The sequence below is a fragment of the Pseudomonas sp. NPDC077186 genome (assembly GCF_044543505.1).
GTDB lineage: Bacteria > Pseudomonadota > Gammaproteobacteria > Pseudomonadales > Pseudomonadaceae > Aquipseudomonas.
Window position 1 is genome coordinate 1,548,624 of sequence record NZ_JBITWE010000001.1, and the last position, 13,119, is coordinate 1,561,742.

The 13,119-nt window shown below is 65.2% G+C and carries 15 protein-coding genes; 7 read left to right on the forward strand and 8 right to left on the reverse strand.

Annotated features, from left to right (window positions below; translation table 11 throughout):
• Positions 1-35: 35 nt before the first annotated feature.
• The 4 genes from ACIGKL_RS07330 to ACIGKL_RS07345 are packed head-to-tail and all read left to right on the forward strand — an operon-like array spanning position 36 to position 3,340.
• Positions 36-1,844, forward strand: coding sequence for a penicillin-binding protein activator (locus ACIGKL_RS07330; protein WP_397486011.1), 1,809 nt, complete (start codon positions 36-38; stop codon positions 1,842-1,844).
• A complete protein-coding gene (locus tag ACIGKL_RS07335) occupies positions 1,841-2,191 on the forward strand; it encodes a YraN family protein (protein ID WP_021442286.1) in 351 nt (116 codons plus the stop codon). Before ACIGKL_RS07330 ends, ACIGKL_RS07335 begins: the two co-directional genes overlap by 4 nt.
• Positions 2,192-2,216: 25 nt before the next feature.
• The gene (locus ACIGKL_RS07340) at positions 2,217-2,810 is read left to right on the forward strand and encodes a phosphoheptose isomerase (protein ID WP_021442287.1); all 594 of its coding nucleotides are present in this window, start codon (positions 2,217-2,219) and stop codon (positions 2,808-2,810) included.
• Positions 2,807-3,340, forward strand: coding sequence for a BON domain-containing protein (locus ACIGKL_RS07345; RefSeq protein WP_397486012.1), 534 nt, complete (start codon positions 2,807-2,809; stop codon positions 3,338-3,340). Before ACIGKL_RS07340 ends, ACIGKL_RS07345 begins: the two co-directional genes overlap by 4 nt.
• Positions 3,341-3,469: 129 nt before the next feature.
• On the opposite strand, the gene ACIGKL_RS07350 is transcribed toward ACIGKL_RS07345, so the two are convergent.
• The 7 genes from ACIGKL_RS07350 to rplM all read right to left on the reverse strand — a co-directional run bounded on the left by ACIGKL_RS07350 (position 3,470) and on the right by rplM (position 8,358).
• Positions 3,470-3,883 carry a ClpXP protease specificity-enhancing factor gene (locus ACIGKL_RS07350; protein WP_397486013.1) on the reverse strand — a complete coding sequence of 138 codons (414 nt, stop codon included), beginning with the start codon at positions 3,881-3,883 and terminating at the stop codon, positions 3,470-3,472.
• A gap of 13 nt (positions 3,884-3,896) precedes the next feature.
• On the reverse strand, positions 3,897-4,514 hold the full coding sequence (locus tag ACIGKL_RS07355; protein WP_021442290.1) for a glutathione S-transferase N-terminal domain-containing protein: 618 nt from the start codon (positions 4,512-4,514) through the stop codon (positions 3,897-3,899).
• A gap of 170 nt (positions 4,515-4,684) precedes the next feature.
• The gene (locus ACIGKL_RS07360) at positions 4,685-5,464 is read right to left on the reverse strand and encodes a cytochrome c1 (protein ID WP_397486014.1); all 780 of its coding nucleotides are present in this window, start codon (positions 5,462-5,464) and stop codon (positions 4,685-4,687) included.
• Positions 5,464-6,675: a cytochrome bc complex cytochrome b subunit gene (locus ACIGKL_RS07365; protein ID WP_021442292.1), complete on the reverse strand. Its 1,212-nt coding sequence runs from the start codon at positions 6,673-6,675 to the stop codon at positions 5,464-5,466. The genes ACIGKL_RS07360 and ACIGKL_RS07365 overlap by 1 nt, the downstream gene beginning before the upstream one ends.
• Positions 6,675-7,268: a ubiquinol-cytochrome c reductase iron-sulfur subunit gene (gene petA / locus ACIGKL_RS07370; protein ID WP_397486015.1), complete on the reverse strand. Its 594-nt coding sequence runs from the start codon at positions 7,266-7,268 to the stop codon at positions 6,675-6,677. The genes ACIGKL_RS07365 and petA overlap by 1 nt, the downstream gene beginning before the upstream one ends.
• A 254-nt stretch (positions 7,269-7,522) precedes the next feature.
• On the reverse strand, positions 7,523-7,915 hold the full coding sequence (gene rpsI / locus ACIGKL_RS07375; protein ID WP_003242948.1) for a 30S ribosomal protein S9: 393 nt from the start codon (positions 7,913-7,915) through the stop codon (positions 7,523-7,525).
• Positions 7,916-7,929: 14 nt separating this feature from the next.
• Positions 7,930-8,358 carry a 50S ribosomal protein L13 gene (gene rplM / locus ACIGKL_RS07380; RefSeq protein WP_021442294.1) on the reverse strand — a complete coding sequence of 143 codons (429 nt, stop codon included), beginning with the start codon at positions 8,356-8,358 and terminating at the stop codon, positions 7,930-7,932.
• Between the two features lie 280 nt (positions 8,359-8,638).
• On the opposite strand from rplM, the gene ACIGKL_RS07385 reads away from it, so the two are divergent.
• Positions 8,639-9,676 (forward strand): NADP(H)-dependent aldo-keto reductase, encoded by a 1,038-nt coding sequence (locus ACIGKL_RS07385; protein ID WP_397486016.1) that lies wholly within the window; start codon positions 8,639-8,641, stop codon positions 9,674-9,676.
• Between the two features lie 72 nt (positions 9,677-9,748).
• Here the strand turns inward: ACIGKL_RS07385 and ACIGKL_RS07390 are convergent, their stop codons facing one another.
• The gene (locus tag ACIGKL_RS07390) at positions 9,749-10,888 is read right to left on the reverse strand and encodes an acyl-CoA dehydrogenase family protein (RefSeq protein ID WP_397486017.1); all 1,140 of its coding nucleotides are present in this window, start codon (positions 10,886-10,888) and stop codon (positions 9,749-9,751) included.
• 239 nt (positions 10,889-11,127) lie between these two features.
• Here ACIGKL_RS07390 and ACIGKL_RS07395 point away from each other — a divergent pair, with 239 nt between their 5' ends.
• Positions 11,128-12,030, forward strand: coding sequence for a GlxA family transcriptional regulator (locus ACIGKL_RS07395; protein ID WP_397486263.1), 903 nt, complete (start codon positions 11,128-11,130; stop codon positions 12,028-12,030).
• An 84-nt stretch (positions 12,031-12,114) separates the two neighbouring features.
• The gene (locus tag ACIGKL_RS07400; protein ID WP_397486018.1) at positions 12,115-13,077 is read left to right on the forward strand and encodes a hypothetical protein; all 963 of its coding nucleotides are present in this window, start codon (positions 12,115-12,117) and stop codon (positions 13,075-13,077) included.
• Positions 13,078-13,119: the final 42 nt, after the last annotated feature.

Consider the following 13,119-nt stretch of genomic DNA (forward strand, 5'->3'; position numbering starts at 1 on the left):
CGCCGCCTGATTCGCTCAAGCACCAGGATGCCCCGATGATCGCTAGCCTGCGCCCCCTTTCCGCCCTGTGCCTGGCCGGCCTGCTCGCCGCCTGCGCCAGCTCGCCCTCCAACACCCTGGGTCAGCTGCCGCGCACCCCACAGGCCAGCATCGAGCAGATGCTCCAGCAGGCCGCCGAAAGCAAGCCGGAGCAGGCCGCCCTGCTGCGCCTGTCCGCCGCCGACCAGGCCTATCAGCAGAAGGACATCGCCCGCGCCGCGCGCATCCGCGAACAGATCGACCTGGCCGCCCTGGCGCCAGCCCAGCAGATCTTCGCCAGCACCCTGGACGCCGAACTGGCGCTGGCCCGCCAGCAGCCCAAGAGCGCCCTGCAGGCCCTGCAACACCCCAGCCTGGAGCGCCTGGCCGAGCTGCCGGTGGAGCAGCAGATCCGTACCCAACTGGTCCGCGCCCGCGCCCTGGAAGCCGACGGCCAGGCCCTGGCCGCCGCCCGCGAGCGGGTGTTCATCGCCCCGCTGCTGAGCGGCCAGGCCGCCCACGACAACCATGAAAGCATCTGGGCCCTGGTTTCCGCCCTGCCGCCGCAGACCTCGGCCGGCGCCGACAGCGACCTGGCCGGCTGGCTGGAACTGGCGCGCGTGACCAAGGCCGGCGCCACCCTGGAGCAGCAGCAAGCCGCCATCGATCAATGGGTCGCGCAGAACCCGCAACACCCGGCCGCCGAACAGCTGCCCGAGGCGCTGGGCAAGCTGCGCGAGCTGGCCAGCCAGCCGCTGACCCGCATCGCCCTGCTGCTGCCCCAGGAAGGCCAACTGGCCAGCGTCGCCCGCGCCCTGCGCGACGGCTTCCTCGCCGCCCACTACGAAGCCCAGCAGGCCGGCCAGAACCCGCCGCAGATCCAACTCTACGACAGCGCCCGCATCGGCTCGCTGGACGCCTTCTACCAGCAGGCCCAGGCCGACGGCGTGCAACTGGTGGTCGGCCCGCTGGAGAAGCCGCTGGTCAAGCAGCTCAGCGAGCGCGAGCAGCTGCCGATCACCACCCTGGCGCTGAACTACAGCGACGCCGGGCAGGAAGGACCGGCCCAGCTGTTCCAGTTCGGCCTGGCCGCCGAGGACGAGGCCCGCGAAGTGGCCCGTCGCGCCTGGGACGACGGCATGCGCCGCGCCGTGGCCCTGGTGCCGCGCGGCGACTGGGGCGACCGCGTGCTGGAAGCCTTCCGCCAGAGCTGGCAGGCCCAGGGCGGCAGCCTGATCGCCGCCGAACACGTCGACCAGCCGGTGGAACTGGCCCGGCAGATCGCCGACCTGTTCCAGCTGCGCGAAAGCGAGGCCCGCGCCCGCCGTCTGCAGAACACCCTGGGCACCAACCTCGACGCCCAGCCGGCGCGGCGCCAGGACATCGACTTCATCTTCCTCGCCGCCACCCCGCAACAGGCGCAGCAGATCAAGCCGACCCTGGCCTTCCAGTACGCCGGCGACGTGCCGGTGTACGCCACCTCGCACCTGTTCACCGGCGCCCACAGCCAGGCGCAGTACCAGGACCTGGAAGGCATCCGCTTCTGCGAGACGCCCTGGCTGCTGGACGCGCAGGACCCGCTGCGCCAGCAGGTCAGCGGTCAGTGGCCGCAGGCCGCCGGCAGCCTCGGCCGGCTGTACGCCATGGGCGTCGACGCCTACCGCCTGGCGCCGCGCCTGGGCCAGCTCAAGGCCCTGCCGGAGTCGCGCATCGACGGCCTGTCCGGCAGCCTCAGCCTCAACCCGGCGCAGCGCATCGAACGCCAGTTGCCCTGGGCCGAGTTCCGCGGCGGCCAGGTCCAGCGCCTTCCCGACGCGCTCAATTGAGTGCCCACAACGAGCTCGGCCGGGCCGCCGAACAGGCCGCCCGCGAGCATCTGGAACGTAACGGCCTGCGCCTGATCGAACGGAACTGGAGCTGTCGCCGCGGCGAGCTCGATCTGGTCATGCTCGACGGCGATACAGTAGTATTCGTCGAAGTCCGCGCCCGCCGTCACAGCGCCTGGGGCGGCGCCCTGGAGAGTATCGATGCGCGCAAGCGCGGCAAGTTGATCATGGCCGCCGAGCTCTTCCTCCAGCAGCAGTCTCGCTGGGCCCGCCACCCCTGCCGCTTCGACGTGGTCGCCATCGGCGGCCCCGGCCTCGACTGGATCAAGAACGCCTTCGACGCCTGACGGCCGCACACTCAAGGTTTAACCGATGGACATGCAATCCCGAATCCGCCAGCTGTTCCAAGCCAGCATCGACACCAAGCAACAGGCCATGGAAGTCCTGGTTCCCTACATCGAGCACGCCAGCCTGGTGATGGTTCAGGCCCTGCTCAACGAGGGCAAGATTCTCTCCTGCGGCAACGGCGGCTCGGCCGGCGACGCCCAGCACTTCTCCTCCGAGCTGCTCAACCGCTTCGAGCGCGAGCGCCCCAGCCTGCCGGCCATCGCCCTGACCACCGACAGCTCGACCATCACCTCGATCGCCAACGACTACAGCTACAACGAGGTGTTCTCCAAGCAGATCCGCGCACTCGGCCAGCCCGGCGACGTGCTGCTGGCCATTTCCACCAGCGGCAACTCGGCCAACGTGATCCAGGCCATCCAGGCCGCCCACGACCGCGAGATGACCGTGGTCGCCCTCACCGGCCGCGACGGCGGCGGCATGGCCTCGCTGCTGCTGCCCGAGGACGTGGAGATCCGCGTGCCGGCCAAAGTCACCGCACGCATCCAGGAAGTCCACCTGCTGGCCATCCACTGCCTGTGCGACCTGATCGACAGTCAACTTTTCGGGAGTGAAGAATGAAGCGTTCCGCGCTGATCCTGGCCGCCCTGGCCGTGACCCTGAGCCTGGCCGGCTGCGGCAGCCGCAGCATCGGCAACAAGATCGACGACCAGTTCCTCGCCCCGGATGTCGCCACCCAGGTCAGCAAGGCCCACGCCGACCTGGCCAGCCCCACCTCGCGGATCATCGTCACCAGCTACAACGGCGTGATCCTGCTCGCCGGGCAGACCCCGCGCAGCGAGCTGAAGGACGCCGCCGCCCAGGCCGCGCGCCGCGTGCAGGGGGTGAAGAAGGTCTATAACGAGCTGCAAGTGCAGCAACCGGCCTCGCTGCTGGCTCGCAGCAACGACTCGCTGCTGACCACCAAGATCAAGACCCAGATGCTCGCCGACGCCACGGTGCCGAGCACGCGGATCAAGGTGGTCACCGAAAACGGCATCGTCTACCTGCTCGGCCTGGTGACCCGCGAGGAAGCCAACGCCGCCACCCGCGTGGTGCAGGGCGTGGCCGGGGTGCAGAAGGTGGTGCGCCTGTTCGAGTACACCAACTAGGCAGCTTCAAGCTTCAAGCTTCAAGCCTCAAGCCGCAAGCAAGAGCCAAGGCGGCGGGAGCAACAAGAAGAACGGGCGCCGATGGCGCCCGTTTTTACTTGCAGCTTGAAGCTACCGGCTTGCAGCTGCTTATTTGACCACCTTGAGGCTCGGCCGACCGCTGGGCCGCGGCGGCTCGCCGCCGGACGGGCCGTCATCGTCCGGGCCCTGCTCGTCTTCGTCGTCCGCCTGCGGCGGCTCCATATCGAAGACCATGCCCTGGCCGTTCTCCCGCGCATAGATCGCCAGGATCGCCGCGGCCGGGATGTACAGGCTATGGGCCACGCCGCCGAAGCGACCCTCGAAGCTCACCGCCTGGTTGTCCATATGCAGATGACGCACCGCGTTGGGCGAAGCGTTGAGCACGATCTGCCCGTCGCTGGCGAAACCCGGCGGCACCTGCACCCCGGGGTATTCGGCATTGACCAGCAGATGCGGGGTGCAGTCGTTGTCGACTATCCACTCGTACAGGGCGCGCACCAGGTAGGGACGGCTGGAATTCATGGTTTTCTCCTTCTCAGCGCATTTCGCGCTCGGCGGCGGACAGACTGGCCTGGAAGGCCTCGCGGGCGAACTGCCGTTCCATGTAGTCGAGCAGCGGCTTGGCCGGTCGCGGCAACTCGATCCCCAGCCGCGGCAAACGCCAGAGAATCGGCAGCAGGCAGCAATCCACCAGGCTCAACTCGTCGCTGAGAAAGAACGGCTTGTCGGCGAACAGCGGCGACACGCCGGTCAGGCTCTCGCGCAACTCCTTGCGCGCCAGCTGGCGCTCGGCCTCCTTGCTGCGCTTGTCGAGAATGCGGTCGACCAGGGCACACCAGTCGCGCTGGATACGGTGCATCAGCAGGCGGCTGTTGGCGCGCGCCACCGGATACACCGGCAACAGCGGCGGATGCGGGTAACGCTCATCCAGATATTCCATCACCACGGACGATTCGTACAGCGCCAGGTCGCGGTCGACCAGGGTCGGCACGCTGCCGTAGGGATTGAGTTCAGCCAGCTTGGGCGGGCAACGGCCCAGCTCGACATCGACGATCTCGACGCTGACACCTTTCTCGGCGAGCACCAGACGCACGCGATGGGAATAGTGGTCGGCGGGGTCGGAGTAGCAGGTCAACCTATTGGTCACCGCCATGGCGATCCTCCTCGCGTTTTCTTGACTTTCTCAGATGCAGGAAAAAATTGCCGGGAGCAATTTTCGATGTCGCTGGCGACGCCCTGCGGGGGTAGCCGCCGAATATGGCAGGGTACAAACACCTGCGCGCCCATCAGGGCGCGCAGGTTCGTACGCAAAGCTGGAACGACTTAGTGAACGTCCTTCCAGTATTCGCGCTTGAGCAGGTAGGCGAAGACGAAGAAGAAGGCCAGGTACAGCAGCACGTAGGTGCCGATGCGCTGAGACTCCAGCTTGACCGGGTTGGCCGAGTAGGCCAGGAAGGTCACCAGGTTCTTGATCTTCTCGTCGAACTCGGCCTCGCTCAGGCTGCCGCTGTTCGGCTCGACGGCCAGCTGGTCGCAGGCTTCGTGAGTGATCGGGGTGCCGGTCAGCGGGTCGAACTGCTTCTTGCCGTTCTCCACCACCTGCACCTGCTTGCAGCCGATCACCTGGTTGCCCTGCAGCCCAACCAGCACGTTGGGCATGCCGACGTTGGGGAATACCTTGTTGTTAGCGCCCAGCGGACGCGCCGGGTCGGCGTAGAAGGTGCGCAGGTAGGTGTACAGCCAGTCGTTGCCGCGTACCCGGGCGACCAGCGTCAGGTCGGGCGGCGCCGCACCGAACCAGGCCTTGGCGTCGTCCGGCTTCATGCCGATCTTCATGTGGTCGCCGATCTTGGCATCGGTGAACACCAGGTTCTCCAGCATGATCTCGTGCGGGATGCCGAGGTCGTCGGCGACGCGCTCGTAACGCTGGTACTGGGCCGAGTGACAGCCCATGCAGTAGTTGGCGAAGGTGCGCGCGCCGTCCTGCATGGCGGCCTTGTCGCGCAGGTCGATATCCACTTTGTCCAGCGGATAGTTGCTGGCTGCGCCCAGGGCCAGGGCCGGCAGCGCAGCGATCACAAATGCAGCGAAGAGCTTTTTCATCAGCCAGTCACCCTTTCCGGAACCGGTTTGGTCTTCTCCATCCTGGTGTAGAACGGCATCAGGATGAAGTACGCGAAGTACAGGAAGGTGCACACCTGCGACAGCAGGGTACGACCCGGAGTCGGCGACAGCACGCCCAGTACGCCGAGGATGACGAAGGAAATGCAGAAGATCACCAGCCAGATCTTGCTCAGCCAACCCTTGTAGCGCATGGACTTGACCGGGCTACGGTCGAGCCAGGGCAGGACGAACAGCACCGCGATGGCCGCGCCCATGGCGATGACGCCGAGCAGCTTGTCCGGCACCGCGCGGAGGATCGCGTAGTAAGGGGTGAAGTACCACACCGGGGCGATGTGCTCAGGGGTCTTGAACGGGTTGGCCGCTTCGAAGTTGGGCTTCTCGAGGAAGTAACCGCCCATTTCCGGGAAGAAGAACACCACGAAGCAGAACACGAAGAGGAACACCACCACGCCGACGATATCTTTCACGGTGTAGTAAGGGTGGAAGGCGATGCCGTCCAGCGGCACACCGTTCTCGTCCTTGTTCTTCTTGATGTCGACGCCGTCCGGGTTGTTCGAGCCGACTTCGTGCAGCGCCAGGATGTGCAGCACCACCAGGCCGAGAATCACGATCGGCAGGGCGATCACGTGCAGGGCGAAGAAGCGGTTGAGGGTGATCCCGGAAATCAGGTAGTCACCGCGAATCCACTGGGTCAGGTCGTCGCCGATCACCGGGATGGCGCCGAACAGCGAGATGATCACCTGGGCGCCCCAGTAGGACATCTGGCCCCAGGGCAGCAGGTAGCCCATGAAGGCCTCGGCCATCAGCATCAGGTAGATCAGCATGCCGAAGATCCATACCAGCTCGCGCGGCTTCTGGTAGGAGCCGTAGAGCAGACCGCGGAACATGTGCAGGTAGACCACCACGAAGAACGCCGAAGCGCCGGTGGAGTGCAGGTAGCGCAGGATCCAGCCGTACTCGACGTCGCGCATGATGTATTCGACGGAGGCGAAGGCGCCCTCTGCCGAAGGCTCGAAGCTCATGGTCAGCCAGATGCCGGTGACGATCTGGTTGACCAGCACCAGCAGCGCCAGGGAGCCGAAGAAGTAGAAGAAGTTGAAGTTCTTCGGTGCGTAGTACTTGGACAGATGGTCTTCCCACATCTTGGTGGCGGGGAAGCGCGCATCCACCCATTCCATGAATTTGCTCATCAGGCGTTCTCCTGGTCCACACCGATGATGATCACATCATCCGTCTCGTAGGTGTGCGGCGGCACTGGCAGGTTCAACGGCGCGGGCTGAGCCTTGTAGACGCGGCCGGCGAGGTCGTAGCGCGAACCGTGGCAGGGGCAGAAATAACCGCCGACCCAATCCGGACCGAGATCGGCCGGGGCCACTTCCGGGCGGAAGGACGGTGCGCAGCCCAGGTGGGTGCACAGACCGACCAGCACCAGCAGCTCAGGCTTGATCGAACGGGTCTTCTTGTCGACGTACTCCGGCTGCACCGAGGCAGCGGATTCGGGGTCGGCCATGCCGCCTTCGATCTTGCTCAGGTTGGCCAGGATCTCCTCGGTACGGCGCACGATGAACACCGGCTGACCGCGCCACTCAGCAACCATCTGCTGACCCGCCTCGATCTTGCTGACGTTCACCTTCACCGGTGCCCCGGCCGCCTTGGCCTTGGCACTGGGGAACCATGACCCCACGAACGGAGTCGCAGCACCTACCGCTCCGGCAGCGCCCACCACGGAAGTGGCTGCCACCAGGAAGCGACGTCGGCCTGCATTCACGCCGTCATTGCTCATTCAGTCGTCTCCCATCAGCTTTGTGGCCTGTTGTTCAGGCCTCTACTAAGTAAAAATCGGGCCGCGCAAAAAAATTCGCCAAATGGTAAAGAAAAGCCCCTTTTCTGACAAGGTAATTACCCCCGAAGAGGCCGGCGAAAGCCTTGTCGCACGCGGCTTGCAAGGCTGCGGCACGTTGTCGCAGCGCTTTGTCGCGCCCATAAAAAACGCCCAGTTCCGAAAGGAAACTGGGCGTCTTCGAAAGCGCCAGCGAATTAACGCTTGGAGTACTGCGGACGCTTACGCGCCTTGCGCAGACCGACTTTCTTACGCTCGACTTCACGGGCGTCGCGAGTGACGTAGCCGGCCTTACGCAGCGGGCTGCGCAGGGTCTCGTCGTACTCGATCAGGGCGCGGGTGATGCCGTGACGGATGGCACCGGCCTGACCGCTGACACCGCCACCGATAACGGTAACGTAGATGTCGAACTTCTCGGTGGTCTCGGTCAGCTCCAGCGGCTGACGCACGACCATGCGAGCGGTCTCGCGGCCGAAGAAGGTATCCAGGCTGCGGTTGTTGATGGAGATGTTACCGGTGCCCGGACGCAGGAATACGCGCGCGGTTGCGGTCTTGCGACGGCCAGTGCCGTAGTTTTGAGTCGCCGACATAATGAACTATTCCGTTAAATCTTCAGTTCTTGGGGCTGCTGAGCGGTGTGCGGGTGAACGGCACCCTTGTACACCTTCAGCTTACGGTACATGTCGCGACCCAGCGGGTTCTTCGGCAGCATGCCTTTGACCGCGGTCTCGATCACGCGCTCAGGAGCACGAGCGATCAGCTTCTCGAAGTTGATCGACTTGATGCCGCCCGGGAAACCGGAGTGGGAGTAGTACATCTTGTCGCTGGTCTTGGCACCGGTGACACGCACCTGCTCGGCGTTGATCACGACGATGTAATCGCCGGTGTCGACGTGCGGGGTGTACTCGGGCTTGTGCTTGCCGCGCAGACGGCTGGCGATTTCGGTGGCCAGACGACCCAGGGTCTGACCTGCAGCGTCGACGACGTACCAGTCGCGCTTAACAGTTTCCGGTTTTGCAGTAAAAGTCTTCATTCGCTATAGCCTCAGGGGCCGCCCTGAAAATAAGACGGCGGATCTTACTGAATAGTGCTTGCTTTGACAAGTCAAAGACGGCCGGAAACAGACGCTATCGGGGGCTCGGGTCAGCGCGTCCGCTACGGCGGGGTGTTCGGCGGGCTAGGCATCCCCACCTTCTCTATCGGCGAGCTAGGCGTTCCCGCGTCGAGAGCCGCGGAATTATGCCGATTGCAGCGAAAATAGCAACCTGCTTTGATGCACCCTCTCACCTGCAGTCGAAAACTAGGAGTCAACAATGGAATACCGTCAGCTGGGCCGCACCGACCTCAGAGTCAGCGCCCTCTGCCTGGGCACCATGACCTGGGGCGAACAGAACAGCGAGGCCGAGGGCCATGCCCAGATCGAGCGCGCCAAGGCCTGCGGCGTCAACTTCATGGATACCGCCGAGATGTACCCGGTGCCGCCGCGCGCCGAGACCTACAGCCGTACCGAACAGATCATCGGCAGCTACTTCAGGCAGCGCGGCGACCGCGCCGACTGGATCCTGGCGAGCAAGATCGCCGGCCCCGGCAACGGCATCGGCCATATCCGCGACGGCCAGCTGAAGTTCAACCGCGCCCACATAGTCGCGGCGCTGGACGCAAGCCTGAAACGCCTGCAGACCGACTGGATCGACCTCTATCAACTGCACTGGCCGGAGCGTCCGACCAACTTCTTCGGCCAGCTCGGCTACAAGCATCAGGACGCGGACTTCACCCCGCTGGAAGAAACCCTGCAAGTGCTCGACGAGCAGGTCAAGGCCGGCAAGATCCGCCATATCGGCCTGTCCAACGAAACGCCCTGGGGCACCATGAAGTTCCTGCAACTGGCCGACAGCCGCGGCTGGCCGCGTGCGGTGTCGATCCAGAACCCCTACAACCTGCTCAACCGCAGCTTCGAGGTGGGCCTGGCGGAGGTGGCGCTGCGCGAGCAGTGCGGCCTGCTGGCCTACTCGCCACTGGCCTTCGGCATGCTCAGCGGCAAGTACGAGGGCGGCGCGCGGCCGGCCGGCGCGCGCATCAGCCTGTTCAGCCGCTTCACCCGCTACACCAACCCGCAATCGGAGGCGGCCTGCTCGCGCTACGTCGCCCTGGCCCGCGAGCACGGCCTGGATCCGGCGCAGATGGCCCTGGCCTTCGTAACCGCACAGCCCTTCGTCACCAGCAACATCATCGGCGCCACCAGCCTGGCGCAACTGGACAGCAACCTGGCCAGCGCCGAGCTGCGACTCTCCGAGGACGTGCTGACCGGCATCGAGGCGATCCACAAGGCGCAGCCCAACCCGGCGCCGTGATACCTCGCGTAGGGTGCGCCGCGCGCACCGGCAAGCCGGCGCCATCAGGTGCGCACGGCGCACCCTACAGTTCTACACCAGCGAGCGGGCGATGATTTCCTTCATGATCTCGTTGGTGCCGGCGTAGATGCGCTGCACCCGCGCGTCGGCCCAGGCGCGCGCCACCGGGTATTCCCACATGTAGCCGTAGCCGCCGTGCAGCTGCACGCACTCGTCGAGCACCTTGCACTGCAAATCGGTGGTCCAGTACTTGAGCATGGCCGCAGTGGGCACATCCAGTTTGCCGGCCAGATGCAGCTCCAGGCAGCGGTCGACGAACACCCGGCCGACCTGGATCTCGGTGGCCATCTCGGCCAGCTTGAAGCGGGTGTTCTGGAAGTCCGCCACGGCCTTGCCGAATGCCTTGCGCTCACGGGTGTAATCCAGCGTCCACTGCAGCGCCGCCTCGGCCGAAGCCAGGGCACCGATGCCGACGGTCAGGCGCTCCTGCGGCAGCTCCTGCATGAGGTAGGCGAAGCCCATGCCCGGCTGCCCCAGCAGATTCTCCTTGGGCACGCGCACGTCCTGGAAGAACAGCTCGGAGGTGTCCTGCGCCTTCATGCCCACTTTCTCCAGGCGCTTGCCCTTGGAGAAGCCCGGCGTGCTGGCTTCTACCAGGAACAGGCTGGTGCCCTTGGCCCCGGCCTTGGGGTCGGTCTTGGCCACCACGATCACCAGATCGGCCAGCCAGCCATTGGTGATAAAGGTCTTCGAGCCGTTGATCACGTACTCGTCGCCATCGAGCACGGCGGTGGTCTTCACGCCCTGCAGGTCGGAGCCGGCGCCCGGTTCGGTCATGGCGATGGCCGTGACCATTTCACCGCTGACCAGCTTGGGCAGGTAGTGCTGCTTCTGCGCCTCGCTGCCGTAATGCAGGATGTAGGGCGCGACGATGTCCGAATGCAGCGAGAAGCCGATGCCGGTCAGGCCCAGCCGGCCGATCTCCTCGATCACCACGGCGCTGTAGAGAAAGTCGGCCGCCATGCCGCCGTACTCTTCGGGGATATGCGAACACAACATTCCCGCCTCGCCGGCCTTGTTCCACAGCGCGCGGTCGATATGGCCGTCCTTCTCCCACTGATGGTGATAAGGCACCGCTTCCTGCTCGAGGAACTTGCGCACGCTGTCGCGGAACAGTTCATGGTCGGAGCTGAAAAGCGTTCTGGGGATCATGGCGCCACCTGTGTCTGAGACCTCGGGAAAGTGGCCTCGACTTTAGCCAAGCAAACGCTTGGTCACACTGGACACAAGCGCCAAAAAATAAGACGATCCAGCCGTCGCATGACCGCTTAGCCCTAAAAAGAACAACATCTATGCCTACCCAATCCAATGCCTCGCTGCGCCGCGTCAGCATCCTCGCCACCGACGGCGTATTCGCCTCCACCTTGCTGCAGGCCAAGGACTTCTTCCATATGGCCGGCATCCGTTATGCCAAGCAGCAGGGCCTGGGCCATGAGCCGCCGTTCGAGATCCACCTGGTCAGCCCGGACGGCCTGCCGGTAAACAGTTTCAGCAAGGTGCAGGTGCCGGTGGACGGCGGCCTGGAGGCCTGCGACGTGATCATCCTGCCGGCCTTCTGGGACGACTTCGACGCCCTCAGCGCCCGCTATCCGCAGGTGCTGGACTGGCTAAGACGCCAGCACGCGGCCGGCACGGCGATCTGCGGCGAAGCCAGCGGGGTATTCTGGATGGCCGAAGCCGGTCTGCTCGACGGCAAGGAGGCGACCACCTACTGGCGCTTCTTCCGCGAGTTCGCCGAGCGCTTCCCCAGGGTGCTGCTGAACCAGGACAAGCACCTGTCCGATGCCGACAACCTGTACTGCGCCGGCGGCGTCACCTCGGCCTGCGACCTCTATATCTACTTGATCGAGCGCTACTGCGGCGCCGGCGTGGCCCAGGGCGTGGCCCGCGACATCCTCTACGAGGTGCAGCGCAGCTACACCCCGGGGCGCATCGGTTTCGGCGGACAGAAGCTGCACCAGGACGTCACCGTGCTGCAGATCCAGCACTGGCTGGAGGAACACTACGCCGACAAGTTCCGCTTCGAGGACGTGGCCCGCGAGCACGGCATGAGCATCCGCAACTTCATGCGTCGGTTCCAGAGCGCAACGGGCGACAAACCGCTGCATTACCTGCAGCGCCTGCGCATCGAGACCGCCAAGAGCCTGCTGTCCTCGACCCGCAAGAGCATCAAGACCATCAGCTACGAGGTCGGCTACGACGACGCCAGCTTCTTCGCCCGACTGTTCCGCCAGCACACCGAGCTGTCGCCGAATCAGTACCGCCGCCAGTTCCAGCACAAGGACAGCCACTGAACAGCCACCCACCCTTGGTTAGGTTGGCCGCAGGTGGCGCCGACCTATGATCGGGGCACGAATAACAACAACAGGTCCATCGCCATGCGCCGCATCCTTATCGCCCTGCTTGCCGCCTGCAGCCTCACCGCCGCAGCGGACGACAACTGGAAGCCCTTCCCCCTCGACCAGAGCGCCTACGACTACGGCGGCGACAAACTGCGCCAGGCCTGGCCGCAGCTGACCCGCGGCTTCGGCGACTACCCCTTCCCCGACGCCGACTGGGTGCTGAGCATGGCCAGCCGCCATCCGCAGGCGCTGGAGAAGACCGTCGGCGCCGATACCGGCTTCACCGGCAAGCCGGAAGAGGCCGAGGTCTACGCGCAGAACCTGCAGGAGGTCTGGCGCCTGATGTTCCGCGGCGACTTCGCCCAGGCCAAGGAGCAGGGCCTGGCACTCGGCGTCGGCGGGCAGGTCCCGGCGCTGTTCGCCCAGGTGATCTACGCCATGTTCCTGGTGCCGGAGCAGGCCGAGAAGCATCGCCTGCTGGAGGAAGTGATCGCCTATACCGACGAGGCCGGCGCGCTGGTGCAGGCCGACACCGTCGCCCAGTTCGGCCGGGTCTACGCCAAGGCGCGTCTGGGCGAGGAGCTGTCGGTGCCGGTGGTGCTCAAGCGCGGCTACACCTCGCAGATCCCCGATGAGCTCGAGGCGCTGCTGGCCAAGCAGCCGCAGCAACCCTTCGCCCTGGCGCTGTACGGCGGCTACGAGGCCGGGGTGATCCGCAAGGTGGGCAAGCTGGTGGGCAAGATGACCTACGGGGTCAGCGCGGACAATATGGAGAAATACTTCAGCCGCAGCTTCCAGGCCCGCGACGACCTGCCGATCGGCCATTACGAATACGCCAATGCACTGACCTACGTGTACGGCGACGACCAGCACGACAAGGTCGTCGAGCACCTCGAGCGCGCCGTGGCGATCAAGCCGATCAACGCCATGGAGGCCCTGGAAGTAGCCCATGCGCAGAAGATGCTCGCCCAGTACCAGCAGAAGCTGGCGAAGAATTGAACTGAAAACATGCGACTAGCGTAGGGTGCGCTGTGCGCACCG

Excerpts from the sequence above, each read along its gene's own strand:
- ACIGKL_RS07330 (WP_397486011.1), top strand. The coding sequence starts at position 36 with ATGATCGCTAGCCTGCGCCCCCTTTCCGCCCTGTGCCTGGCCGGCCTG.
- ACIGKL_RS07340 (WP_021442287.1), top strand. The coding sequence starts at position 2,217 with ATGGACATGCAATCCCGAATCCGCCAGCTGTTCCAAGCCAGCATCGAC.
- ACIGKL_RS07345 (WP_397486012.1), top strand. The coding sequence starts at position 2,807 with ATGAAGCGTTCCGCGCTGATCCTGGCCGCCCTGGCCGTGACCCTGAGC.
- ACIGKL_RS07350 (WP_397486013.1), bottom strand. The coding sequence starts at position 3,883 with ATGAATTCCAGCCGTCCCTACCTGGTGCGCGCCCTGTACGAGTGGATA.
- ACIGKL_RS07355 (WP_021442290.1), bottom strand. The coding sequence starts at position 4,514 with ATGGCGGTGACCAATAGGTTGACCTGCTACTCCGACCCCGCCGACCAC.
- ACIGKL_RS07360 (WP_397486014.1), bottom strand. The coding sequence starts at position 5,464 with ATGAAAAAGCTCTTCGCTGCATTTGTGATCGCTGCGCTGCCGGCCCTG.
- ACIGKL_RS07365 (WP_021442292.1), bottom strand. The coding sequence starts at position 6,675 with ATGAGCAAATTCATGGAATGGGTGGATGCGCGCTTCCCCGCCACCAAG.
- petA (WP_397486015.1), bottom strand. The coding sequence starts at position 7,268 with ATGAGCAATGACGGCGTGAATGCAGGCCGACGTCGCTTCCTGGTGGCA.
- rpsI (WP_003242948.1), bottom strand. The coding sequence starts at position 7,915 with ATGTCGGCGACTCAAAACTACGGCACTGGCCGTCGCAAGACCGCAACC.
- rplM (WP_021442294.1), bottom strand. The coding sequence starts at position 8,358 with ATGAAGACTTTTACTGCAAAACCGGAAACTGTTAAGCGCGACTGGTAC.
- ACIGKL_RS07385 (WP_397486016.1), top strand. The coding sequence starts at position 8,639 with ATGGAATACCGTCAGCTGGGCCGCACCGACCTCAGAGTCAGCGCCCTC.
- ACIGKL_RS07390 (WP_397486017.1), bottom strand. The coding sequence starts at position 10,888 with ATGATCCCCAGAACGCTTTTCAGCTCCGACCATGAACTGTTCCGCGAC.
- ACIGKL_RS07395 (WP_397486263.1), top strand. The coding sequence starts at position 11,128 with ATGGCCGGCATCCGTTATGCCAAGCAGCAGGGCCTGGGCCATGAGCCG.
- ACIGKL_RS07400 (WP_397486018.1), top strand. The coding sequence starts at position 12,115 with ATGCGCCGCATCCTTATCGCCCTGCTTGCCGCCTGCAGCCTCACCGCC.